This is a genomic window from Streptomyces sp. NPDC045287 (genome assembly GCF_056432325.1).
Map to the genome: position 1 here is coordinate 463,145 of NZ_JBWKJG010000004.1, position 24,652 is coordinate 487,796.

The following is a 24,652-nucleotide window of genomic DNA, read 5'->3' on the forward strand; positions in this document are numbered from 1 at the left end:
GGCGATGCCCTTATGGGTGGCAGCAGCCCGGCAGGGGACGAGGCGTCAGCGTCCGGACTTCGGGTCGAAGGCGTCCCGTACCGAGTCACCGAGCAGGTTGAACGCGACGACGAAGACGACCATCGCGATACCCGGGAAGAACATGTACGCCGGGTCCTGCTCGTAGATGGAGCCGCCGATGGCGAACATCCGGCCCCAGTCCGGAGTGGGCTCGACGTAGCCGACACCCACGTAGGACAGGAAGGCGACCGACAGGATCGTGGCAGGCAGCATCAGCGTGGCCTGCACGAGGATCGGTGTGACCAGGTTGGGCAGCAGTTCCTTGCGGATGATCCGCCAGGGAGAGGCACCCGCGATCTTCGCGGCTTCGACGAACTCGCGCTCACGCAGGGAGAGCGTCGCCGCGCGGATCAGGCGGGACAGCCCCATCCACCCCAGGAACGAGAGCACCACGACGATCGCGGTGGCCCGCAGCGCCGTCGGCGTCTCCTCGTCGGGGCGGACGAACGCCGCCGTGACGACCGGCATCGAGGCGATGAAGAACAGCTGGCTCGGGAAGCCCAGGAGGAAGTCCGTGAAACGTCCGAGGGCGTAGTCGACCTTCCCCCCGTAGTAGCCGCCCACCATGCCGATCACCACGCCGACGACGACCATGATGAGCGTCGCGGCCAGGGCCGTGTAGATGGACGTGCGCATGCCGTAGAGCAACTGCATGAACACGTCCCGGCCCAGGATCGGCTCGATGCCGAACCAATGCTCCCCGGAGACGCCTCCGAAGACACCGGTCGGGATGCTGAACTCGTCGAGGAGCCCGACGGTTTCCTGCCCGTAGAGGGTGTACGGATCCTTCCCGTACAGCTTGGAGATCACCGGAGCGAGCAGTGCGATGACGAAGAAGAAGACGACCACGAACGCGGAGACGACTCCGGTCTTGTCGCGCTTGAATCGTCGCCACATCAACTGCCCGGGCGACAGCCCCGCAGGATCCTTGGCCGGTGCGGTCGCGCCGGCCGGCGCGGACTCCGCTTCCAGGACCACGGCTGCCTCGGCGACCTCTGTCTGCGCTGGGCTCGTCACGGCCGGCTCGCCCCCGTGGGGATCACTACCGCGCACACGACCCATTTGGTGCTTATGGCACCACGCATGGGGTCCTCCTCAAGAGTTCACTTGTCACTACGAGACGGGTACAACGAAGCACGCCGACACCCCTGACGGCGCGTTCTGAAAGTACCCCCAAGTGCCCGAGAGTCGGCGCGCTCCCCACAGCGCGTGACCCATTGACCCGAGCTCTACGCGCTTAACTATCAGCCATCCCCCAACAGGCGGACCACAAGGTTTTGGTCTCGGTTCGGTCACACCTAGCCGCCACAGCATTCGAAATCTGGACAAAGTGATCCGATATAGATGGCCGCGAAACGGACTCGTTACCTATGTATCGGTCGTAGACATCCGGAAACCGGACGGGAGCGGTGAGTAAATCGGTTGCCACCCCCGTCTGAACGGCTATGGTGCCCGCCACCGAGCCCCGTCGTGGTCCGTGCCCCGGCGGCCTTCCCCGCTCGGCGCGGGATGCCCGCCGGTCCGCGCCTCGGCAGCGGTCGCCGCCCGCTCGGCTCCTCCGTCGGCCGTCCGCTCGGCTCCTCCACCGGCCGCGCGGACGCGTGTGCCCGCTCCCGCGGCCGGGGGTCGGGAGGAGGCCGGAAACGCCGCGCGGGCGGGAACTCCGAGGAGTTCCCGCCCGCGTCCGGTCCGCGTGGACGTCCGCCCGCGTGCGCGTCAGCCGTGCTTGGCGCGGGAGGCCGTGCGGGCGCGCTCGCGCGCGTCCAGGTTGACCTTCCGGATGCGGACGGCCTCCGGGGTCACCTCGACGCACTCGTCGTCGCGGCAGAACTCCAGGGACTGCTCCAGGGAGAGCTTGCGCGGCGGGACGATCGCCTCGAACGAGTCGGCCGAGGACGACCGCATGTTCGTGAGCTTCTTCTCCTTGGTGATGTTGACGTCCATGTCGTCGGAGCGGGAGTTCTCACCGACGATCATGCCCTCGTACACCTCGGTGCCGGGCTCCACGAAGAGGACGCCGCGCTCCTGGAGGTTGGTCATCGCGAAGGCGGTGACCGCGCCGGCCCGGTCGGCGACGAGCGAGCCGTTGTTGCGGGTCGTCAGCGTGCCGAACCAGGGCTCGTGGCCCTCGTGGATGGAGTGGGCGATGCCCGTGCCGCGCGTCTGGGTCAGGAACTCGGTACGGAAGCCGATCAGGCCGCGGGACGGGACGACGAACTCCATGCGCACCCAGCCGGAGCCGTGGTTGGACATGTTGTCCATGCGGCCCTTGCGGACGCCCATGAGCTGCGTGACGGCGCCCATGTGCTCCTCGGGCACGTCGATGGTCATGCGCTCGACCGGCTCGTGGACCTTGCCGTCGATCTCCTTGGTGACCACCTGCGGCTTGCCGATGGTCAGTTCGAAGCCCTCGCGGCGCATCTGCTCGACCAGGATGGCCAGCGCCAGCTCGCCGCGGCCCTGCACCTCCCAGGCGTCGGGGCGCTCGGTGTCCAGGACGCGCAGCGAGACGTTGCCGACCAGCTCGCGGTCCAGGCGGTCCTTCACCTGGCGGGCGGTGACCTTCCGGTCCTTCACGGCCGCCTTGTTGTCCGCGCCCTTGCCGGTGGCGCCACGGCCGACCAGCGGCGAGGTGTTCGTACCGATGACCATCGAGATCGCCGGCTCGTCGACCGTGATCAGCGGCAGCGCGATCGGGTTCTCCGGGTCGGCCAGCGTCTCGCCGATCATGATGTCGGGGATGCCGGCGACGGCGCAGATGTCGCCCGGGCCCGCCTTCTCGGCCGGCTTGCGGGTCAGCGCCTCGGTCATCATCAGCTCGCTGATGCGGACGTTGGAGACGGTGCCGTCGCGCTTGATCCACGCGACCGTCTGGCCCTTGCGCAGCTCGCCCTGCTCGACGCGCAGCAGCGCGATGCGGCCGAGGAAGTTGTCGGCGTCCAGGTTGGTGACGTGGGCCTGGAGCGGGGCCTCCTCGTCGTACACCGGGGCCGGGATGTGCTCCAGGATCGTGGAGAAGAACGGCTCCAGGTTGGTGGAGTCCGCCGGGACCGTGCCGTCCTCCGGCTTGGTCAGCGACGCGATGCCGTCGCGGCCGCAGGCATAGACGATCGGGAACTCGATCTGCTCCTCGTCCGCGTCCAGGTCGAGGAAGAGGTCGTAGGTCTCGTTGACGACCTCGTCGATCCGGGAGTCCGGGCGGTCCGTCTTGTTGATGCAGAGGATCACCGGCATGCGGCGCTGCAGGGCCTTGCGGAGCACGAAGCGGGTCTGCGGGAGCGGACCCTCGGACGCGTCCACGAGGAGCACGACGCCGTCGACCATCGACAGGCCGCGCTCGACCTCGCCGCCGAAGTCGGCGTGGCCGGGGGTGTCGATGATGTTGATGGTGATCGGGGCCCCGCCGTCCTTGGGGTGATACTTCACCGCCGTGTTCTTGGCGAGGATCGTGATGCCCTTCTCACGCTCCAGGTCGTTCGAGTCCATCATGCGGTCGTCGACGGAGTCGAGCTGGTGGGCGGCGAAGGCGCCCGCCTGCTTCAGCATGGCGTCGACGATGGTCGTCTTGCCGTGGTCGACGTGGGCGACGATGGCTACGTTACGGATGTCGTGGCGCGTGGGCATGGGTGGCTGGCGCTTCTCTCGGATCGTGGGTGCGGCGTCTCGTTTTCCTCAGTACGCCCGCCGGGCGGACGCGCCACGGCTCTGTCCATGGTACGGGGCTGCCGCACACTCGGCCTCCCGGGCATGATCGTGCCCGCCGGGAGGCCCGGCGGGCAACGGATCTGAGCGGTTCTTGAGCTTGTTCGCTACGGCTTCACTTCTTCTTCGGCGCCGCGAACCCGATGTTCTCGTAGCGGGGGGTCGTGAAGCCGAAGGCGCCCGCGTTGACGACGTTCTTCCTGACGGCGACGAGCTCGGGCCGCTGGAAGAGGGGGATCGACCCGGCGGCGGCCCAGATGCGGGCGTCGGCGCGGCGCACCAGGTCGCGGGCGGCCTTCTCGTCCAGCTCGGCGGCGGCCTGCTCGAAGAGCTGGTCGATGTGGTCGGTGCCCACGCGCGTGTAGTTCTGCTCCACCAGCAGCGAGCCGTCCGTGGCCGGCTCCGGCTTGGCGTAGATGGGCCGGCCGTCCGTGGCGGGAAAGGCGGTGCCGGGCCAGGAGTAGAGGGCGAGGTCGTAGTCGCCGGAGGCGATGTGGTCCTTGAAGAAGCTCTCGTCCGGGACCTTGCTGATCTCGGTGCGCACGCCGACGCGGTCCAGCATCGCCGCGATCTTCTCGCCGACCGTCCGCAGCGACTCGGAGCCGGGGCCGGAGGGCAGGACGAAGCGGAGGGCCAGCGGCCGGCCGTCCTTGCCGAGGGGGCCGGCGGGTCCCGCGGCGTCGGGCTTCCCGGACGGGGCGGCGGGGGCGGCGGTGCCGACGGGGGCGTACGCGCCGGGGGCGCCGCCCTTGGCCTTGGGGCGCTCGGTGCCGGAGGCGCCCCGCGGCTCCCCGGCCTCCTCGGCGTCCCCGCTGCCGGTCTCGTCGTCGGTGCCGGTCTCGTCGGTGCCGGTCTCCTCGTCGGCGAGGGCGGCCGTGACGGCGCGGGCCTGGCCGAGGACGAGCCTGCTGTGGACGGCCGCGGCCGGCGCGGGCGCGAGGACGTGCGTGCCGGGCCCGCCGCCGTCGGACGGCTTCTCGTCGCCGACGATGTACAGGCCGTCGTCGGACGGCAGGTCCACCGTCTTCGCCCCGGTCGCCGCGCCCGGGGGCCGCTCGGGCGCGGCGGCGGGCGAAGCGCCCTTCGACGGGGTCCCCGACGCCTCCGCCCCCGCCTTGGCGCCCTTCGTCGGCGCGGCGCTCGCGCGGGCGCCCGCCTTCGTCCAGCCCGCGTCGGCGAGCAGGGCGAGGGCCTCCTCGGTGTCCTGGCCGCCCAGGGCGCCGCTGCTGTCGGCGTACGCGTCCTGCCCGGCCAGCGCCAGGTGGGAGCCCACCGGTTCCGCCGGCAGCCCCAGCGGGGCCAGTACGGTTTCGGCCAGCTCGCGGCGGTCCAGGGCGCGGGCGACCGCGCGGCGCACCCGCTCGTCGGCGAGCGGCCCGGACTCGCCGTTCAGGGCGAGCTGGGTGAACGCGGGCTCCAGGGTCTTGCGGACGACGTAGCCGCTCAGGGCCCGCCGCTCGGTCTCGTACGCGGCGGCGGCCCGCTGGTCGCGGAGGCGCGCGGCGCGCGCGGCGGCGGCCTTCGCCTCGTCGGAGCCGTACGCGGCGGCCCAGGACTCCAGGGCGGCGGAGGGCGCCTTGGCGGTGTCGGGTCCGTCCGCGGCGGGTCGGCCCCCGGCGCCCGGGCGGCCCTCTCCCCCGGCGCGGGTGACGCGGGCGGCGACGGCCGCGTCGACCTCGGCGATGTCGACGGCGTTCGCGAGGAGCGCCTCGGCCCGGCGGCCGCGCGGGACGGCGCGCAGGACGAGGCTGTCGAGCTTCGCGGGCTCGCCCCACCAGCGCGGGTCGCGGACGAGGGTGAGGGTGCCGGCCTTCGTGTCGACCGCCTTCAGCCGGAACGGCCCCGCGGTCCGCGGCAGCCTGGTGCGGGCGCCGTCGTTGAAGGTGCTCGGCGACCCGGTGACCTCCTTCGGGTACAGCGGGGTGAACAGCGACTTCCAGTCGGCGTAGGGCTTGCCGAAGGTGACTCGGACCTCCAGGTCGTCGGCGCCGCGCTCGATCTTCTCGATGCGCTCGTACCCGGCGTTGCGCGCCGTCCAGTACGCGCTGTCACGGCCTCGCAGGGCCCGCCACTGGGCGACGAAGTCGGAGGCGCCGATCTCGCGGCCGTCGCTCCACACGGCCTGCTGGTGGAGCTTGTACCGGACGACCTGCTTGGGTTCGCGCTCGATGATCTCGGCGGACTCCAGGTAGTCCGGGTTGGGCTGCGGCCGGCCGCGTTCGTCGAGGGTGAAGAGGGCGGGCAGCACGGCCCCGGCGACCCGGGCGGTGGCGGCGTCGGCGTCGGCCTGGAAGGTGTTGAGGGTGGCGGGCAGCGCGTCGACCGCCCAGCGCAGGGTGCCGCCGTCCGCGACCTCGGAGCGGGGCGCGGCCGCGATGTCCGCGGGGACGGCCCGGCCGGTGTTCTCCTCGTCCCCGGAGCTGCAGCCGGCGAGTACGGATACGGCGAGCGCCCCGCTGGTGAGGAGCGCGGCGGACCGAAGTGCGCGGACGCCGACCTGGGACATGGCTTGTACCTCTTCGTCCGGTTTTTGAATTTAGGGATGATCACACCTATTGCCCGTCTACTGAAGAGGAGGGGGCGGGCGGGCCGGCGGCGACACGGCGGGGCCGCTCCGAAAGCCCACCCGGGCGGCGCAACGGGCCCGGCCGGGGACGGGCTCCGGGGCGGCCCCGGACGCCGTCGGACGCCACCCCGGCGCGGTGCCGGGCCGCCCGGCACGGCCGCGGCCCGGGGCGGCTTGTTCGCCCGGTCGCGGAGGCCCGGCCTCCGGCCTAACCTCACTCCTGTGACGCGCAGAGCGCCCCGGCCCCTCACGGCCCTCCTCGCCGGACTTCCGATGGCGGTGTGCTTGCTGGTGGGGCCCGCGGCCCCGGGCGGGCGCGCGGAGGAGCCGGGCCCGCTGGACCGGCGGGGCCGGATCACCGACCGGGCGGGCGCCCCCGGCACCGGCGACGTGCTGCTCGCGGCGGCGCGGGAACGGCGGTACGCGCGCGTGGGCGACGCCACGGGCCGGCCGCCGCAGGACCGGCCCGACGGGGCGACGCACACCGCCGTGGGGTCCGCACCGCGCGCCGACGACCGGACGGGGGGCGGCGGTCGGACGGGGGGCCACGACCGGGCGGGGGCCGCGAGCGGCGCCGCCGAGGGGTACGGCGCGGTGCCCGCGGGGCGGTCCGCACCCGTGCCGACGGTCCTCTCGGGCGCGCCCGACCCGGGGAACGGCGGGGGGCCCGGCGCGGAGCTGGCCGTCCCGGCGGCCCTGGTCGCCGGGGCGCTGGCGATGGCCGGGTACGCGTACGCGAGCCGGCGCCGGCGGACCCGGACGCGGACGACGCCGCACGGCGGGGTGCCCGTGCCCCGGGCCGCGGAGCTGGACGGGCGGGCGGCGCGGGCGCTGGTGGAGGCGGACGACGCGGTGCGGACGAGCCAGGAGGAGCTGGAGGTCGCGGTGGCGCGGTTCGGCGAGGCCGCGGCGAAGCCGTTCACCGAGGCGGTCGCGTACGCGCGGGGCCGGCTGGCGGCGGCGTTCCGGCTGCGGCAGCGGCTCGACGACGGGGAGCCGGGGGACGAGGTGACGCGGCGGGCGGTGCTGGAGGAGATCACCACCCTGTGCGCGGACGCGGAGCGGCGCCTCGACGAGGAGTCGGCGGCCTTCGACGAGCTGCGCGACCTGGAGCGCACGGCCCCGGAGGCCCTGGCGGCGGCAAAGGCCGCGCACCGGGACCTGGAGGGCCGCCTGACGACGGCGGTGGCGACGCTCACGGCGATGCGCGCCCACTACACGGGCACGGCGGCGGCCCCCGTCGCCACGGCGCCCGCCCAGGCCGGGGCCCGTCTCGCCTTCGCGGCGGCGAACCTGGCCCGGGCCCGGGAGGCCCTGGAGGCCCGTGCGGCGGCGGGGACCGGATCCCCGCCGTCCGCCGCCCCGTACCTGCGGGCCGCCGAGGGAGCCGTCGGGCAGGCCGCCCGGCTGATCGACGCCGTGGACCGGCGGGCCGTGGAGCTGGCGGAGGCCGCCGGGAGGCTGCCGGGGGCGCTCGCGGAGGCCGAGGCGGACCTCGCGGAGGCGCGCGGGGCCCTGGAGGGCACGTCCCGCGGGCTGCCGAGGGCCGGGCTGCGGGGGCGGGCGGCGCGGCTGGAGGCCGCCGTCCGGGACGTGCGGCGCGTGGTGGAGACGGGCCGGTACGACCCCGTCGACGCGCTGCGCCGCACCGGGGAGGCCCACGCGGCGCTGGACGAGGTGCTGGAGCGGGCGGACGGCGCGCGGCGGGCCCGCGCCTTCCTGGACCAGGCGCTGCTGACCGCCCGGTCGTCGGTGGGCGCCGCGGAGGACTACGTGGCGACGCACCGGGGCGCCGTGGCCTGCGGGGCCCGCACCCGACTCGCGGAGGCCCGGCGGCTCCTGGCGGCGGCCGGTGCCGGTACGGGCACGGACCCGCGCGCCGCGCTGGCGGAGGCGCAGCGGGCGGACGCGCTGGCCCGGCAGGCTCAGGAGCTGGCCGAGCAGGACGTACGGCTGCGCGGCGCCCCCGGCGGGGAGCCGGGTGACCCCGGCGGCCGGGGAGGCGCCGTGCTGGGCGGGATCCTGCTGGGCGGCCTCCTGGGCGGGGGGTCGGGCGAGGCACCGGGCGGGGTCGCGGGTGGTCCGGCGAGCTTCGGCGGCGGGGGGACGCGGGGCCGGCTCGGCGGCGGGGGGCGCCTCTGACGGCACGCACGGCGGGTCCCGCACCCGCGCGCCACGCGCGCGTGCGCGTGGCGGGTCGGGCCTGCTCGGACAGGGCGGGCGCGGCGACGGGCCGCGCGCCACGCGCGCGTGGAGGGGCGCTCGCGGCACCCCGCGCACGCGCAGGCTCGTTCCCGCGCACCGTGCGCGGGTGCCCCTGGACTTCGCGGGGACCGATCTCGTCCGCCCGCGCCACGCGCGCGGAGAGCGGAGAGGGGCCTCCCGCGACGGATGGGGCCCGGGAAGCGGCGCCGCGCACCACACGCGTGGAGAGGGACGACGGCGAGTGGTTCCGAGGTCAGCGCATCTGCCGCACGCCCCTCCGGTTCCACGGGCGGACCACGGGCGCGCCCCTCTTCCCGCCCGCGCGGTCCGCAGGGGCCGCTCCCCGTGCCGTCGGGGTCCGCGCCGTCAGGACCCGAGCCGTGGAGGTCCGTGCCGTCAGGGCCCGAGCCGTCAGAACATGCTCAGCAGTTGGTCCACCGTCGGTTCCGCCGCCGCCCTTCCGTCGGGGAGGGCCAGTTCGAACCAGACCGTCTTGCCGCGGGGCGTCCGCCGCGAGCCCCAGCCGGCGCTGAGCAGGCCGACGAGCTGGAGCCCCCGGCCGCCCTCGTCGGTGTCGCGGGCGCGGCGGCGGCGGGGCTGGACGAGGCCCGCGTCCCACACCTCGCACACGAGCGTGCGGTCGCGCAGCAGCCGCAGCCTGATCTCGCCCTCGCCGTAGCGCAGGGCGTTGGTGACGAGTTCGCTGACGAGCAGTTCGACGGTGTCGATCAGCGGCTCCAGCTCCCAGGCGGTGAGCTGGGCGCGGGCCAGTTCCCGGGCGCGCCCCACGGACCGGGGCTCGCGCGGCAGCCGCCAGTCGCCGACCGCCTCGGCGGGCAGTCCGCGGACCCGGGCCATCAGCAGCGCGATGTCGTCCTGGCCGTGGCGGGTGTCGAGGGTGCCCAGGACGTGGTCGCAGGCGTCCTCCAGGGGACGCTCGGGTCCGGTGAGGGCCTGCCGGAGCGCCTGGAGGCCCTCGTCCAGGGGGTGGTTGCGGGACTCGACGAGCCCGTCGGTGTAGAGGGACAGCAGCGCGCCCTCGGGCAGCTCGACCTCGACCTCCTCGAACGGCTCCCCGCCGACGCCGAGCGGCATGCCCGGCGGTACGTCGAGCAGCCGCGCCTCCTCGCCGGGCGCGACCAGCACGGGCGGCAGGTGCCCGGCGTTGGCGAACGTGCAGCGCCGGGTGACGGCGTCGTACACGGCGTACACGCAGGTCGCGAGGTACACCTCGGACAGTTCGGGGCCGCGCGGCTTGTGGGCCGCGCGCGACGACTGGGCGCCGATGGGCGCGCCGAGGCCCCGGGCGATCTCGTCCAGGTGGGAGAGGACCTCGGCCGGTTCGAGGTCGAGCTGGGCCAGGGTCCTTACGGCGGTGCGGAGTTCGCCCATGGCGACGGCGGCGCGCAGGCCGCGGCCCATGACGTCGCCGACGACGAGGGCGGTGCGGTGGCCGGGCAGGTCGATGACGTCGAACCAGTCGCCGCCGACCTCGGTGGCGGCGTTGCCGGGGAGGTAGCGGCAGGCGATGTCCAGTCCGGCGGCCTCCGGGTCGCCGGGCGGGAGGAGGCTGCGCTGGAGGATCAGGGCGCGCTCGTGTTCACGGCGGTAGAGGCGGGCGTTGTCGATGCAGACGGCGGCCCGGGCGGCGAGCTCGACGGCGAGGGCCCGGTCGCGTTCGCCGAACGGTTCGCTGCCCTTCGTACGGGAGAACTGGACGAGTCCGACGACGGTGTCGTGGGCGACCATCGGCACGGCGAGGGTGGAGTGGACGAGGCCGCCGTCACCGGCGGGGACGAGGACGGGGCGGCCGGTGCGCAGGGCCGTGGCGCAGGGCGAGTGGAACGGGAAGCGGTGGACGGATCCGACGAGGGTGGGCCCGGTCTCGCAGCAGTCGGGGGCGGCGGGGGGCGGGCCGACGAGGGGCGGCGCGTCGGAGACGGCGCTGGCGAAGGCGACGCGGCGGAGCTGGGCGGTGCGCCCGCCCGCCTGACCGGGCGGGGCCTCGTCGCCGCTGAGGAGGCCCTGGTAGAGGTCGACGGCGGCCAGGTCGCAGAAGCCGGGGACGGCGACGTCGAGGAGTTCGCGGGCGGTGGTCTCCAGGTCCAGGGACGTGCCGATGCGGGCGGTCGCCTCGTTGAGGAGGGCGAGGTTGCGGCGGGCGCTGGCGGCCTCGCGGGCGGCGTTGTGGCGGCGGGTCACGTCGGTGCTGAGCCCGGCGACGCCGATGGGGCGGCCGGAGCCGCTGTGCACGCGGTAGAGGTTGACGGACCAGTGGCGGCGGTCGGTGGAGCCGGGGGCGGTGCCGACGATCTCCAGGTCGGTGACGGCCTCGCCGGTCTCCAGGACGCGGCGGAGCGCGGCGGTCATCCGGTCGGCCTCGGGGCGGGAGAGGTAGTCGTGGACGGTGCGGCCGCGGTGGTCCTCGGCGGTGCCGCCGAAGACGGTGGCGAAGCGCTGGTTGGCGCGCTGGACCGTCAGGTCCGTACCGAAGAGGAGGAAGCCGAACGGAGATTGGCCGAATATCGCCTGTGAGGAAGCCAAGTCGGTCTCGATGCGGCGTAGGGCGCGTACGTCCACGGCGATGCATACGGCACCGCGTTCGCCGTACTCGGTCTCGCTCGGCATGACGTACACCTCGGCGAGGCCGCGCACGCGTCGTTCCCCGGGCACGCGGAAGGGGACGAGGCCCGTCCACTCCTTGCCGTCGAGGATCTCGGCGACCTTGCGGTGGCCGCGCGACCGCAGCTCGGCGGGGATGAAAACCTCGACGGGGTCCATGCCCCTGACCTCTTCGGCAGGGATGCCGAACATCTCGGCGGCGCGCAGGCTCCACTGGTCGACGAGCCCGTCGGGGCCGATGGAGAACGACGCCACTCCGATGTAGTCGTAGATCGAACCGGGTGGGTTGCTCTGCCACACGACGCCGTCCGCCGTCCCAGGTATCTCGCTCACGCGACCGTCCCCTCCAGCTCACCGCACCGGACCGGCCATTCCCGCAGTATTCAGCACTACGGCCCCCGTCGGCACGCCGTTCACGATCACAGGGTGGTCTCGTTCGTTTTGAGCCGGCCCCGGAGTGATCGTTGTCCCTTACCTCTTCTAACCCGGCAGGCACGGCTCGAACCACACGGTCTTGCCCCTCTGGCTCTTCTTCGTACCCCGATGGCAGGGGGAGCGGGCGGCGGGCCGGAGCCCGCGTCCCCCCTCGTCGCCGGGGTCGGCGGGGCGGGCGCGGGGCGGATCCGGAACCGGATCGGAGACCTCGACGAGGAGGGCGGGGTGGCACGGGAGGGGGTCGTGGGACGCAGGGAGGCTACTGACGCGCAGGCAGACGGCGCCGTGGGCGTGCCGCAGGGAATCGGTCACGAGCCCGCCGACGAGGAGGACGGCGATGCCACCGAGGGGTGCGCCGAACCGCCGGTCGCGCAGGGTGTCACGGAGGGCGCGGCGGGCCGTGCGCACGGGGTCGAGTCGTCCGGGGAGGGTCCACCGGGCGCACGCGCCACCGGTGTCGCCCACGCCGATCACTTCCCCTTCCCCGGACCGAGGAGGCCAAGGGAACCAAGAAGAGAGCCCCGCATCCGATTGCAAGAGCCCGCACCCGATTCCAGGGGCAAAGCGGCACATAACCGACGTTCGGGACGCCGCGCCGCGAGGCGGACCGCGCGCCGCCGGGCGGACCGCGCGCCGCGGTCGGCCGGGATCAGGGGGCACCGGGGGCTGCGGTCAGGGGCGCGCAGGGGCCACGGTCAGGGGCGCGGGGGGTCGGCGTCCGCGACGGGGAGGTGGCGGAGGGCTTCGACGACGGCGGGGACGTCCTGTTCCAGCCAGTCGACGGTGTCCCATTCGGCGCGGGTCAGCCAGCGCAGTTCGTCGTGGTCCTGGAGGGGCCGGGGCTCGCCGGAGAGCACACGGGCCGTCCACACGTGCAGCACGTAGCCGCGTCCGAGCGGCCAGGCACCCGGAACGCGCTTCCCCGGTTCCGCCTCGATGCCCAGTTCCTCGCGCAGCTCGCGCACGAGGGCCTCACGCGGGCCCTCGCCCGGCTCCACCTTGCCGCCGGGCAGCTCCCAGCGGCCGGCCAGCTCGGGCGGCGCGCTGCGGCGCGCGGCGAGCAGCCGCCCCCGGTCGTACACGGCTCCGGCGACCACCACACGATCCGTCATGCGCCGGAGCGTATCCGCCCGCGGGAGTCAGTGCGCCGGCTCCCCGATCCGCTCCACCCAGTAGAGCTGCCGGTGGCCGCGCGCGTCGAGGCTGTCGGCGACCTTCTGCGCCTCGTCCCGCGTCGCGTACTGGCCGACCCGGTAGTGGTTGCCGTTGCCGTCCTGCCGGATGACCTGCCAGAGAAGAGTCGTACCGCTGTCGGGCATTACGCCGTTACCCCCGCCCGGTCGCCTGTGTCGATGGATTCCGCCGAAACCGCAATCCGCATATGCCTGAGCTTACGCCTGACCTTCACTCAGCGGATACGCATTTGCACAAAGAGATACGGATCCGGCCAGGAATCCCACAGGAAGAGGGGGCGCACTCGTCCGAGTACGCCCCCACGAACCACCGCGAACCAGCGCCGCCCTCCGCCCCCTCGGGCCCTCCGCGCTCAGCGCACCGGCAGGTGGTACGCGACGCGGTAGCGGTCGGCGGGGACGACGATGTCGGCCGTCTCCACCGCCCGTCCCGACGCGAAGTACGTGCGTTCCACGACGATCACCACGTGCCCCGGCACTCCCCCCAGCGCCAGCAGTTCCTCCGCGAGGCCGGGGCGCGCGCCCACCTCCTCCACCACGTTGTCCACGACGACGTCGATCGCGGCCATGCGCTCGACGACCCCGCAGCCGCCCAGCGGCCCCTCCTCGGGGAGCATGACGGGCGTGCGCCCGGTGATGGCGAGGGGCTCCCAGGACGTGGAGAGCATCATCGGTTCGCCGCCGTCCCGGAAGACGTACCGCGTGCGCATCACCGGGTCGCCGGGCGCGATGTCCAACCGGGCGGCGACCGGCGCCGGCGCCCGCTCCTGCTCGCTGTTGGACTCCCACGTGCCCCGCGCGCCCTCGGCGGTCTGCTCCTGGCGGAACGGGTCGACCGACCCGTGCGCCGGGCGGTACCCGGAGCGGGCGATCCGGCGCGGCACGGGGCGCTCCCGCACGTACGTACCGGATCCGGAGCGGCCCTCGACCAGGCCCTCGGCCATCAGGACCTTGCGCGCCTCCAGCGCGACGGTGTCCGAGACGCCGTACTCCTCGCGGATGCGCGCCTGGGAGGGCAGCCGGGTGTGCGGGGGCAGCGAGCCGTTGACGATCTTCTGCCGGAGATCGCTCGCCACGCGCAGATAGGCGGGCTGCTCGCCGAATGTCACGGGCCACTCCCATCAGGTTGACGGACAGCGACAGCCTGACAACCGGGAGTTCCCTCCGCAAGCATGGGCCAGGGCTTCACTCGAAGTGATGCCTGCTGTTTGGCGGGGCACCTCGGGCCCGCCACGGGCGGGGCGCACGACGGCGGCCGTCGTGCGCCCCGGAACACCCTTTGCCGTGCGGCCGCGTCAGTCGGTCGGCTCGGCCGGCGCCTTGGTGGAGAGCTTCAGCGCGGCGCGCGCGTCCTTGCCCAGGTCGAGCGGCAGGGCGTCGTAACCGGGCTCGTAGTGGATCCAGAAGGTGTCGGCGTCGGGAGCCTTCGCGGCCTTCGCCCAGTGCCCGCGCGCCTTCTCCAGCTCCTTCACGACCTCCGCGACGGGCTGGGCGGAGGCGCCGGGAAAGGCGTGGCCCTTCAACTGGGCGATCGAGCCGCCGAGGGCCTTCTCGACCGAACCGGCCCAGGTGACGTTGGCGTCGAGGGCGGTCTCCGGGTCGCCCTCGGGCTCCGTGACGAGCACGGCGTCGAGGGCGTTCATCGCCTTGAGGTACGCCACCTGGTCGGCGTCCAGCGTGGTGGCGTCCGCGCGCAGCGAGCCGGTCAGCTTGCCCTTCTCGGCGGCGAACGCGCACGTCACCGTGCGGTCCTTGATCTGCCGCCAACTGTCCTCGGTGGGGTGGTAGTAGAACGTCACCGCGTTCTCCGGCACCGCCCAGGAGTCGAGCGCGTACTGATCGCTGATCTTGAGGCAGCGCTCCTCGGCCTGCTTCTCGATCGCCGGGACGCCCGGGTACGCGCTGCCGGTCAGTTGGAAGGTGCCGGTCACCTCGGCGTCGTGCGGCTTGGCGCAGTCGACGCTCTTGACCGTCTCGACCTCCTGCTGGTCGGCCGTCCCGCCGGGCTGGTTGAAGCAGTCGCCGGTGCGGAGGCTGAACGCGGAGTTGGTACTGGCGACGTCCTCCTTCACCTCGCGGACGCCGTCCGCGAACTCCTTGAAGCCGCCCAGGGCGAAACCGGCCGCGACGAGCAGCGTGCTGACCAGCGACAGGATCATGCCGGATATCGCGAGGCCCTTGCCGCGCTGGCCCTTGCGCTTGATCTGGCCCAGCGCGACCGCGCCGAGGACCAGGCCGAGCGGCGGCACGAGGCAGACGATGCCGGTGACGAGGGAGGCGATGGCCAGGCCGTTGGTGGCGGCCGGGGGGTACGGCGCCCCGGGCGGCGGGGGCACCGGCGGGTAGGGCTGCTGCGGCGCGGGCCAGCCCTGCGGGGACGATGACACGGGTACGGTGCTCCTGTCGGGGGGCGGAACGAACAAACGTATGAGCGGCGCGCATCGTACGCGGTGCGGGGCAGGGGTCCTAATGCGGCCGGCGAACCGGGCAGGCCGGGCGGCGGCCGTCTGCCGGGCCGGCGGGCGGCGGCCCGTGGCAACGGGGCTGCTCCCGGGGGTGGTTCGCCGGGCTGACCGGCCCCACGGCCCGCCTCCCCCGCGGCCGGAGTCCGGTGCCGGTGCCCGCGTCCCGTCGCCGGTGGCCGCGTCCGGTCGGGGGGCAGCGGCGGGTACGCGGAGGGGCGGCCGCCGGGACCGGCGACCGCCCTTGTCGAATCAGGTCCCGCGGAGCGTCAGAACTGCAGCGCCCACGAGTCGATCTTGCCCGTGTCGTAGCGGGCGTTGTCGCTCACCCGCAGCTTCCACGTGCCGTTCGCGACCTCGGAGGAGGCGTTCACGGTGTACGTGGTGTTGATGTTGTCGGTGCTGCCGCCCGTGCCGTGGTCCTTCAGCGTGTAGGCGGTGCCGTCCGGCGCGACGAGCTCGACGCGCAGGTCACCGATGTAGGTGTGCTGGATGTTGACCTCGACCTTCAGGCCGGTCGGGGCGTTGCCCGGGACGTCCGTGACGGTGACCGGCGACTCGACGGTGGCGAGGTCGCTGATCGTGTAGTCGCCGGTGTTCTCGAAGCGGGAGCCGGGCGGCGGGGGCGTGGTGCCGCCGTCACCGACGTACAGCAGGCGGTTCGGGGAGCCGGTGCCGGGGCTGGTGACCGCGCCGGTGGTGGCGGCGGAGGTCAGCGCCGAGGAGACCTGGGCCGGGGTGGCGGACCGGTTGTTGGCCAGGTACAGGGCGGCTGCGCCCGCCACGTGCGGGGAGGCCATCGACGTACCGGAGATGGTGCTGGTGGCGGTGTCACCGGTGCTCCACGCCGACGTGATCGACGAGCCCGGCGCGAAGATGTCCAGCACGCTGCCGTAGTTGGAGAAGCTGGAGCGGGCGTCGGAGTTGGTCGTCGCGCCGACCGTGATCGCCTCGGCGACGCGGGCGGGCGAGTAGTTCGACGCGTTGCTGTTGTCGTTCCCGGCCGCGACGGCGTAAGTGACGCCGGACGCGATGGAGTTGCGCACGGCGGTGTCGAGGGCGGTGTCCGCGCCGCCGCCGAGGCTCATGTTGGCGACGGCCGGCTTGACCGCGTTCCGGGTCACCCAGTCGATGCCGGCGACGACCTGGGCGGTGGTGCCGGAGCCCTGGTTGTTGAGGACGCGGACGCCGACGATCTTCGCCTTCTTGGCGACGCCGTACGTGGTGCCGCCGACGGTGCCGGCGACGTGGGTGCCGTGGCCGTGGCCGTCCTGCGCGGTGTTGTCGTTGTCGACGGCGTCGTAGCCGTAGGAGGCGCGGCCGCCGAAGTCGCTGTGGGTGATGCGGACGCCGGTGTCGATGACGTACGCGGTGACGCCGTCGCCGCCCGGCTCCGGGTACGTGTAGCTCCGGTCGAGCGGCAGGTTCCGCTGGTCGATGCGGTCGAGGCCCCACGTCGGGTTCGTCTGGGTGCCGCTGATGGTGAAGACGCGGTCCTGGACGACGGAGTCGACGGCCGGGTCCGCGGCGAGCTTCTTCGCCTGCTCCTCGGAGAGCGTCACGGCGTAGCCGTTCAGCGCGGCGGTGTACGTCTTCTTGATCTTCGCGCCGTACCGCGCCGCGACCGCCTTGCCGGACGCGGCGTCCGAGTCGGCGGCGGACTCGTCGAGGGTGACGATGTAGCTGCCCTGGACGGCGTTGGGGGCGTCGGCGTACTGGATCACGCCCTCCTGCGCGGAGCCGGCGGCGGTGGCCGGGTGGGCGGAGAGGGTGCCGAGGGCGAGGGCGGCGACGGTTGTCGCACCGACTGCGGCGACTCTGCGTCGCGACGTACGCATCACGGGCATGTGAGGGATCCTCCTCATCGGTGGTGCGCTGCTGTGGGGGTGTTACGGCAGGTGCATGACAACCCCTGTCATCCGCATGCACGACGGAGGACGCCGCGGGGTGCGCGGCGCCGCCCACCTTGGTCTGCCACGCGAAAGGTTGGCCGATCCATAGGAATCCCACAAGGGTGCTGAACAGCCGTTAACAGGTGTGCCACACAACTGTCATGCTGGCCGGCATGCTGAAGGATGCTCGGTACAGCTGCCAGGAATGCGGAGTGCGAACCCCCGTTTCTTCGCTGACCTGGAGCTGCCCCCGCTGCGGCGGCCCCTGGGACCTGGACTTCACCGCCTCTCCGGTACCGCTCGGCGCACTGGCCGGCCGGGTGGGCTCGCTGTGGCGCTACGAGGAGGCCCTGCCGCTCTCCGACCCGTACGTCTCGCTCGGCGAGGGCCGCACCCCGCTCGTCCGGCTCACGGACACCGTGTCGGCCAAGCTCGACTACCTGATGCCGACGCTGTCCTTCAAGGACCGGGGCGCCGCGCTCCTCGTCGAACTGGCCCGGCGGCTCGGTCCGGACCGGGTCGTCGCGGACAGCAGCGGCAACGCGGGCACGGCGGTCGCCGCGTACTGCGCGCGGGCGGGGCTGGACTGCACCGTGTACGTGCCGGAGGGCACCTCACCGAAGAAGCTGGAGCAGATCCGGGCGCACGGAGCCCGGCTGGAAGTCGTCCCGGGCGGCCGGGAGGCGACGGCGCGGGCGGCCCGCGCCGCGGCGGGCGCGCCGGGCGTGTTCTACGCGTCGCACGCGGACAACCCGTACTTCCTGCACGGCACGAAGACGTACGTGTACGAGCTGTGGGAGGACCTGGGCGGTCGCCTCCCCGACACGCTCGTCGTCCCGGTCGGCAACGGCACGCTGCTGCTCGGCGCCGCCCTGGCGACCGCCGAGCTGCTGGCGGCGGGGCTGGTGGAGCGGCGTCCGCCGCTGGTGGCGGTCCAGGCGGGGCCGGTGGCGCCCCTGGCGCGGGCGTTCGCGGCGGGAGCGGCGGACGCGGAGCCCGTACCGCCCGCGCCGACCCTGGCGGAGGGCATCGCCGTCCCGCACCCGCGGCGCGCCCGGCAGATCCTGCGGGCGGTGCGGGAGTCGGGTGGCGCGTTCCGTACGGTGGCCGACGACCGGATCCGGGATGCCCAGCTCGACCTGGCGCGGCGCGGTCTGTTCGTCGAGCCGACCGGTGCGGCGTGCTGGGCGGCGGTCATGGCGGAGCCGCCGCGGGGCGGGACGGTGGTCCCGCTGTGCGGGGCGGGGGCGAAGACGGGGCTCGCGGCTGCGGAGTGAGTCGGGAATCTTGCCGTGACGCACGTCACCGGGCACGGTGGAGTGTGCTCGAATTCCGGTGTTCCTTAAGGGAGTTGAGGATGAAGAAGTCCACTTTGCGCTCCGCCGCGGCGGCTGCGGCCCTGGCCACCGGTCTGGCGGCGGCCTCCGTGACGACGGCGTCGGCGGCACCGGCACCGGCGGCCTCGTCGGCGGACCGCCCGGCCGTTGGCCGGATCACCACCCCGGAACAGCTCGCGGAGAGCCTCCGCCGGGCCGTCGAGGAGGAGGCGAGCCGCGGCGGCGTCGCCGCCGAGGGCAACGTGGTGGGCTACCTCGCCCCCCGGTCCGGCACCGGCACGCGGCCCTGCTGACGATGGGCGCGGAGGAACCCGCCGTCCGGTGGTGCCCCAGCGGTGCACCCGACCGCCCGGAATCCGTGGTCCTCGGCGTGCGTTCGGGGCCGGACGGCCAAGTCGCCTACCTGGCGGAGCCGATCGCCGCGGCGGAGGTCGTCCGCACCCTTCCGGAGGGCGTGCCGCCCACCCGGGTCCTGCGGTTCGCGTCCCACTGCGTGAGCGAGTGCGCCCACCGCGTCGGCGCGGAGTGCGGCCTCGCCGACCGCGTGCTGGCCCTGCCGTCGCCCCCGGACCCCGCCCCGGTCCCCCGCTGCCACCTGCGGGCGCACTGCACGTGGTGGCACCAGACGGGCGCCGCCGCCTGCCACCGCTGCCCCGCCGTGGCGACGACCCCCTTGGCGGACGACACCCTGGCCGCCCTCGTGGCCGACCCGTCCACCACCCGCGAACAACTGGCCGCCCACCTGGCCCGTTCGGCACCCGGCGCCCGGCATCCCGATCGAGACCACGAGGGGGGAGCCGCCGGCGCGCAGTGAGCACCGTCCCCCTTCCGTCCGAGGCGCGGGCCGGAGCTCCACGAGGTCCCGCACGACACGGCACCGCGCGTCCTGGTCGGGCCGACCGCGCTGGAGGGCGGACCGCGCTGGAGGGCGGACCGCGCTGGAGGGCCCACCGTCCTGGAGGGCCGACCGCGCTGGAGGGCGGCCCTCCCGGCTCCGGCATCGCCGCAGCCGTGGTCCCGGCCCGGGCGCCGTCGCCTGCGGGCCGGCGCCCGCCGGGCCGTCCGCACGATCGGCGGCGGGGGTCGGTGGTCCGGGACGTCCACGCCGGACACGGCTCCGCCGTTCACGGCATCCGGTACCGGCCGATCCGGCGACGGGACGTCCCGCGCACGGCTTCCGCCTGCGGAGGCGTGAACCGGAAGGGGGGGCGGTACCCGGGCGGGCGGCCGGGCCGGCCGCGTCGGCGGCCGTTCTTCCCGGGCGGCGCGGCGCGGGGCGTGTCCGGGCCGGGGCCGGCCTCGCGGTGCGCGGAGGGCCGGGGCGATGAGGGCCTGGGCGATGAGGGCCTGGGCGATGGGGGTCGGGGGCGCGAAGCCGACCGCGCTCAGATGTAGCCGTTCTCGACCGCGCGCTGGCCCAGTTGGAAGCGGCTCTGGGCGTCCAGTTTCTCCATGAGCTCCGATATCAGGCGCCGTTCGCTGCGCAGGGATATGCCCAGGCGGCGGGCCGCGGCCTCGTCCGTGTACCCCTGCGCCAACAGGCGCAGCAGTTCGCGCGGTTGCGAGCCGGGGTCTTCCAGACTGCGCCGGGGGGCCTCACCGAACGGGACCGCCGACGCCCACACCGCTTCGAACAGCGCGAGGAACGCCGCCACCGCGCCGGGCTGGCGCAGCAGTACCGCGCCCGCCGCGCTGTCGGCCGGGTCGATCGGCACCATCGCCAGCTCCTGGTCCTTGATCCACAGCCGCATGGGCAGCGCCGGTACGGTACGGACCTCCGCGCCGCGTTCGGTGAGCCACTGGGCGTGCTCCAGGGTGCCCGGGGCGTTGCGTATGGAGTCCAGGTACACCGAGCGCATCCGCACGCCGCGTGCCAGCGGCTCCGCGCTGGTCACCTCGCTCGCCGCCAGCACCTCCGGGGCCTGGGCGCCGCCGGGCACGAAGGCCAGGGACTCCTTGTGCATGGTGGGCACCAGGTCGGTCATCCGGGCCCGCACCGCCTCGGCGCCGCGGAGGTGCTCGACCTCCGGCTCCTCCTCGCCGCCGTGCTGCGCGGCGTACTGGGCGAGCAGCATCTCGGCGGCGGCCTGGCTGCGGGCCAGCGTGCGGTTCCGCTCGGCTATCTCGGCCTGCTGGAACGCGAGCAGCGTGTCGAGGGCGGCCTTGGGGTTCACGACGTACAGCTGGCCGCTGTCCGTCCCGTCCGAAGCGAGCAGTTCCAGCCGCGTCAGCTCCTGGAGCGCCTCGTCCAGCGCCTGCGCCGAGCCGCCGAACTCCGCTGCGGCCTTCGCCGTGTCGCACCCGGGCTGGGCGAGGACGAACCGGTAGAGCCGGTCGGCCCCTTCTGTGAGTCCGAACGGAGTCAGCACGTGGACAGTTCCCCCACACGAGTCACAGCGCTGCCGCGGGCGGTACGGACCGGCGCCGTCGGCGGTCGCTGCCCCGAGTTGTACGGAGCTCTCATTATCCGGCAGCGCAGCCCAGTTGACGTTGTTCATTCGCGCCACAAGCAGTGTCAGGGACCGAATCGCGGCCTTGCAACGAGCGTCCAACGTGCGGACGCCGGGGCTCCGGGTGACACGGTTGTGCCTGGGCGGTTCGTGCCAGGCGATCCACCTGTTGGCACATGCGGTCCGACGGCAGTATCGGTTCCGCCGGGGAACACCGGCAGTAACGATTCGTCACCCAGTGAATAAGGGATTCCGCATGCTTCGCGCCGCCGTCGCCGCCACTGTCACCGCCGCCGCCCTCGCCCTCGTCGCCCTGGGCAGCACGTCCGCCGTCGCAGACCAGCAGGACGGCCCGGTCGCGTCCACCACCTCGGTCACGCCCGCCGCGCCCGCCGCGCCCGACAACGAGCCCATCTGGGGATGACCCCCTGACGGGGAATGTCCCCTGGTGGGGAGGTCCTTGACCTCGTCACGACGGCCCAAGGCCACCGCACCCCGTGCCGGGTGCGGTGACCTTGGGCCGTCGCGGGTCGTCCACGCTCTCCCTCACCACTGCTCGTGGAAGTACACCGGCACCGCCTCCGGCAGTACCGTCCCGGCCGGAATGAGACGCTCGTCCTCGTCGGCCCAGACCGGCAGCCGGGACTCCTGGTCCACGGCGAGGCCCAGTTCCCCGGCGAGGAAAGCGGACCAGCCGGGCATCAGCGGCGCTGCCGCCACCGTGAACGCGGCGAGCAGCTCGACGTGGGCGGTCAGCCCCGCCGCGTACTCCCGGCCCCGCCCGGCCTCACGGAGCGACCGCAGCCGGCGCACGTCGATCAGCGCCCTCTCCACGGCGGTGGCCAGGTCCTCCGCGGCGCGCAGCGGCGAGTACGCCTCGGTCCCGAGCGCGTCCGCGATCCGCCGGGTCAGGTCGCGCCTCTCGATGGTCATCGGGCCGGCCGGCACGGCCGCGGGGACGGTGCGGCGGAAGTCCTCGGCGAGCAGGTCCAGTACGGTGTCGGTCCACGTCTCCAGGCCGCCGGCCAGCACGGTGGTGACGGTGTCGGCGTACTCGCTCAGCGAGAACTCGCTCTCCGCCCCCTCGGCGGCGGTGAGGCAGAGGTGGAAGCGCAGCGCGTCGGCGTTCGTCCGGCGCAGGAAGTCGCCGTCCCACACGGCGCCCGACTGCGCGTTCCTCGGCTGGACGGTCTCGCTGACCACCACCTGGTCGGGCAGGCCCAGCGTGCCCTCGGCGAGGAGCAGCGCGGGCCACAGCGCGACGTGCGCGAAGATCTGGTCGACCCCGGTGAAGGCGACGATCCGGGTCGCCGGGTCGGCCCACAGCGGCAGCGCCACGTTCCGCTCGCCGTACGCCTCGGCCAGCCGCTCGGTGGCCGCGACCAGCCCCCAGATGCCGCTGAACCCCGTGTCGAGGACGTGCTCCTCCCATCCCGGCAGCGGCACCGGGATGCCGTGGTCCGCCACTCTGCTGACCGGGACGACGGGCAGTTCGGCGGCCATCAGCCGGTCCAGGAAGGCGCGGGGCCGGGGCCGCCACTCGGCCGCGCCCCACGCCTTGTCGTGGTACGCGGCGAGCTGCTCGCGGTAGCCCTCCAGCGGGAAGGCGATCCGGCGCTGGGCGACGGTGTCGGGCACCGCCCCGCAGTCGGTACATCGCGGGTCGACGAGCCCCTCCGGGTCCTGCGGGAGTCCGCAGGACCCGCAACACGCTCCGTCGGCGGGTGCCGCGCAGTGCCGACAACTGCCGCGCACATCGGCCTCGTGCAGGTACCGGTCGCAGGGAACGCAGCGGAGGGCCGGGAACTCCCGCACTTCCAGCGCGCCCGCCTCCCACAGGGCGAGGAAGAACCGGCGCACCCAGTGGGCGTGCGCGAAGTCGGCGAGCGGCCGGGTGAACCAGTCGGGGCGCATCGCGCCCAGTGTGAGGGTGTCCCCCATCCGGTCGCCGACGACCCTGGCGAGGGCGTGGGGTGTGACTCCGGACTTGGCGGCGCGGGACGCCACTCGGGTGGAGTGCTCGTCGCAGTAGCCGACGTACCGCACCTGGTGGCCCCGCTGGCGCAGATGACGGGTGAGCACATCGGCGCCGAGGAACGAGCCGGCCAACCGGCCGAGGTGCGGGTCGGTGTCGGGGCTCGGCGGAGCACTGGTGACGACATACGTGTTCATGGCAGGGGATTCCCGGGGAGGTGCGGCAGACGGGGAAGGGGTGGCGCGCTGAGGCGACGGTGACTCAGCGCGTGCCGAGCGCTGCCTCCTCACGGAGCTGCGGCGATGGGGCGAGGCCCAGGGCCGTCTCCAGCTCGACAAGGGTGCTGGGCTGCGACTGCGGCGGCAGGACCACCCGGTCCGCGTGCCGCGCGGCGCCCGGGTCCTGGTCCCGGCGGACGACGCGGTGGTGCTCCTGAAGCGACCGGACTTCTCCCGGGAGGCTCCGGAACGCCGCGATGCCCTGGACGGCTGCGGCGAGTGCCTGGACCGTGGTCAGGCACGGGACGCCGCGGGCCACGGCGGCGGTACGGATCTCGTAGCCGTCCAGCCGGCCGCCCGTGCCGTAGGGAGTGTTGACGATGAGGTCGACCTCACCGGCATGGATCAACTGGACGATCGTCTTCTCCCCACCGGGCCCCTCGCCCTCGGACTGCTTGCGCACCACGGTGGCGTTGATGCCGTTGCGCTTGAGGACCTCGGCGGTACCGGACGTGGCCAGCAACTCAAAACCGTGAGCGACCAACTCACGCGCCGGGAAGATCATCGAACGCTTGTCACGGTTGGCGACCGAGATGAACGCCCGCCCCTTGGTCGGCAGCGGACCGTACGCCCCGGCCTGCGACTTGGCATACGCGGTACCGAAGACCGAGTCGATGCCCATGACCTCACCGGTGGAACGCATCTCCGGACCCAGCACCGTGTCCACGCCCCGGCCGTGGATGTCACGGAACCGCGACCACGGCATGACCGCCTCCTTGACGGAGATCGGCGCGTCCAACGGCAACTCACCCCCATCACCCGTCTTGGGCAGCAACCCCTCGGCGCGCAGTTCGGCGACGCTCGCGCCCAGCGAGATCCGAGCGGCGGCCTTGGCCAACGGCACCGCCGTCGCCTTGGAGGTGAAGGGCACCGTCCGCGAAGCGCGCGGGTTGGCCTCCAGCACGTAGAGGATGTCCCCGGCCATCGCGAACTGGATGTTGATCAGCCCCCGCACCCCCACGCCCTTGGCGATCGCCTCGGTGGAAGCACGCAGACGCTTGATGTCATACCCACCCAACGTGATCGGCGGCAGGGCGCACGCCGAGTCACCGGAATGGATACCGGCCTCCTCGATGTGCTCCATGACCCCGCCGAGGTACAACTCCTCCCCGTCGTACAGGGCATCGACATCGATCTCGATCGCATCATCGAGGAACCGGTCGACGAGGACGGGGTGGTCGGCGATCAGCCCGGCGTGCTGCCGCAGGTAGGTGGCGAGGGACGGCTCGTCGTAGACGATCTGCATGCCGCGCCCGCCGAGCACGTACGAGGGGCGGAGCATCACCGGGTAGCCGATCTCGGTGGCGATGCGCGCGGCCTCCTCGAAGGAGAAGGCGGTGCCGTACTTGGGTGCGGGCAGCCCGGCTTCGGCCAGCACGCGGCCGAAGGCGCCGCGGTCCTCGGCGGCGTGGATGGCCTCGGGGGAGGTGCCCACGATCGGCACGCCGTTGTCCTTCAACGCCTGCGCCAACCCC

18 protein-coding genes are annotated in these 24,652 nt (G+C 73.8%); 5 read left to right on the forward strand and 13 right to left on the reverse strand.

Going from position 1 to position 24,652, the window contains the following annotated elements; translation table 11 throughout:
• Positions 1 to 45 precede the first annotated feature (45 nt).
• From AC07D6_RS10385 to AC07D6_RS10395, 3 genes are all read right to left on the reverse strand, one after another.
• On the reverse strand, positions 46 to 1,077 hold the full coding sequence (locus AC07D6_RS10385) for an ABC transporter permease (RefSeq protein ID WP_315880714.1): 1,032 nt from the start codon (positions 1,075 to 1,077) through the stop codon (positions 46 to 48).
• Between the two features lie 699 nt (positions 1,078 to 1,776).
• Positions 1,777 to 3,684, reverse strand: a complete 1,908-nt coding sequence (typA, locus tag AC07D6_RS10390) for a translational GTPase TypA (protein WP_479043265.1) — start codon at positions 3,682 to 3,684, stop codon at positions 1,777 to 1,779.
• A 193-nt stretch (positions 3,685 to 3,877) separates the two neighbouring features.
• Positions 3,878 to 6,268: an ABC transporter family substrate-binding protein gene (locus AC07D6_RS10395; RefSeq protein ID WP_479043266.1), complete on the reverse strand. Its 2,391-nt coding sequence runs from the start codon at positions 6,266 to 6,268 to the stop codon at positions 3,878 to 3,880.
• Between the two features lie 333 nt (positions 6,269 to 6,601).
• Here AC07D6_RS10395 and AC07D6_RS10400 point away from each other — a divergent pair, with 333 nt between their 5' ends.
• Positions 6,602 to 8,470 (forward strand): TPM domain-containing protein, encoded by a 1,869-nt coding sequence (locus AC07D6_RS10400; protein WP_479043291.1) that lies wholly within the window; start codon positions 6,602 to 6,604, stop codon positions 8,468 to 8,470.
• Positions 8,471 to 8,944: 474 nt separating this feature from the next.
• On the opposite strand, the gene AC07D6_RS10405 is transcribed toward AC07D6_RS10400, so the two are convergent.
• The 7 genes from AC07D6_RS10405 to AC07D6_RS10435 form a co-directional block, all read right to left on the reverse strand.
• The gene (locus AC07D6_RS10405) at positions 8,945 to 11,488 is read right to left on the reverse strand and encodes a SpoIIE family protein phosphatase (protein WP_479043267.1); all 2,544 of its coding nucleotides are present in this window, start codon (positions 11,486 to 11,488) and stop codon (positions 8,945 to 8,947) included.
• A 147-nt stretch (positions 11,489 to 11,635) separates the two neighbouring features.
• Positions 11,636 to 12,064 (reverse strand): ATP-binding protein, encoded by a 429-nt coding sequence (locus AC07D6_RS10410; RefSeq protein WP_479043269.1) that lies wholly within the window; start codon positions 12,062 to 12,064, stop codon positions 11,636 to 11,638.
• Positions 12,065 to 12,285: 221 nt separating this feature from the next.
• A complete protein-coding gene (locus tag AC07D6_RS10415) occupies positions 12,286 to 12,702 on the reverse strand; it encodes a (deoxy)nucleoside triphosphate pyrophosphohydrolase (RefSeq protein ID WP_479043271.1) in 417 nt (138 codons plus the stop codon).
• Between the two features lie 27 nt (positions 12,703 to 12,729).
• Positions 12,730 to 12,909 (reverse strand): SPOR domain-containing protein, encoded by a 180-nt coding sequence (locus AC07D6_RS10420; RefSeq protein ID WP_315880721.1) that lies wholly within the window; start codon positions 12,907 to 12,909, stop codon positions 12,730 to 12,732.
• A 227-nt stretch (positions 12,910 to 13,136) separates the two neighbouring features.
• Positions 13,137 to 13,892 carry a GntR family transcriptional regulator gene (locus tag AC07D6_RS10425; RefSeq protein ID WP_479043272.1) on the reverse strand — a complete coding sequence of 252 codons (756 nt, stop codon included), beginning with the start codon at positions 13,890 to 13,892 and terminating at the stop codon, positions 13,137 to 13,139.
• A gap of 186 nt (positions 13,893 to 14,078) precedes the next feature.
• A complete protein-coding gene (locus tag AC07D6_RS10430; RefSeq protein WP_479043273.1) occupies positions 14,079 to 15,170 on the reverse strand; it encodes a DUF4190 domain-containing protein in 1,092 nt (363 codons plus the stop codon).
• A 344-nt stretch (positions 15,171 to 15,514) separates the two neighbouring features.
• A complete protein-coding gene (locus tag AC07D6_RS10435) occupies positions 15,515 to 17,092 on the reverse strand; it encodes a S8 family peptidase (RefSeq protein ID WP_479043275.1) in 1,578 nt (525 codons plus the stop codon).
• A gap of 206 nt (positions 17,093 to 17,298) precedes the next feature.
• Between AC07D6_RS10435 and AC07D6_RS10440 the strand changes: the two genes are divergently transcribed.
• From AC07D6_RS10440 to AC07D6_RS10450, 3 genes are all read left to right on the forward strand, one after another.
• The gene (locus tag AC07D6_RS10440) at positions 17,299 to 18,414 is read left to right on the forward strand and encodes a pyridoxal-phosphate dependent enzyme (protein WP_479043276.1); all 1,116 of its coding nucleotides are present in this window, start codon (positions 17,299 to 17,301) and stop codon (positions 18,412 to 18,414) included.
• Positions 18,415 to 18,494: 80 nt separating this feature from the next.
• On the forward strand, positions 18,495 to 18,767 hold the full coding sequence (locus AC07D6_RS10445) for a hypothetical protein (protein ID WP_479043278.1): 273 nt from the start codon (positions 18,495 to 18,497) through the stop codon (positions 18,765 to 18,767).
• A 77-nt stretch (positions 18,768 to 18,844) separates the two neighbouring features.
• Positions 18,845 to 19,288: a hypothetical protein gene (locus tag AC07D6_RS10450; protein WP_479043279.1), complete on the forward strand. Its 444-nt coding sequence runs from the start codon at positions 18,845 to 18,847 to the stop codon at positions 19,286 to 19,288.
• 571 nt (positions 19,289 to 19,859) lie between these two features.
• Here AC07D6_RS10450 and AC07D6_RS10455 read toward each other — a convergent pair.
• Positions 19,860 to 20,843 (reverse strand): helix-turn-helix transcriptional regulator, encoded by a 984-nt coding sequence (locus AC07D6_RS10455; protein ID WP_315880728.1) that lies wholly within the window; start codon positions 20,841 to 20,843, stop codon positions 19,860 to 19,862.
• Positions 20,844 to 21,180: 337 nt separating this feature from the next.
• Between AC07D6_RS10455 and AC07D6_RS10460 the strand changes: the two genes are divergently transcribed.
• Positions 21,181 to 21,348: a hypothetical protein gene (locus AC07D6_RS10460; RefSeq protein WP_479043281.1), complete on the forward strand. Its 168-nt coding sequence runs from the start codon at positions 21,181 to 21,183 to the stop codon at positions 21,346 to 21,348.
• A 122-nt stretch (positions 21,349 to 21,470) separates the two neighbouring features.
• Here AC07D6_RS10460 and AC07D6_RS10465 read toward each other — a convergent pair whose 3' ends face one another.
• Both AC07D6_RS10465 and AC07D6_RS10470 read right to left on the reverse strand, forming a co-directional pair.
• Positions 21,471 to 23,096, reverse strand: coding sequence for a class I tRNA ligase family protein (locus AC07D6_RS10465; protein ID WP_479043282.1), 1,626 nt, complete (start codon positions 23,094 to 23,096; stop codon positions 21,471 to 21,473).
• Positions 23,097 to 23,160: 64 nt separating this feature from the next.
• The coding region (locus AC07D6_RS10470) for an ATP-binding protein (RefSeq protein WP_479043283.1) at positions 23,161 to 24,652 on the reverse strand (1,492 nt) is incomplete at its 5' end.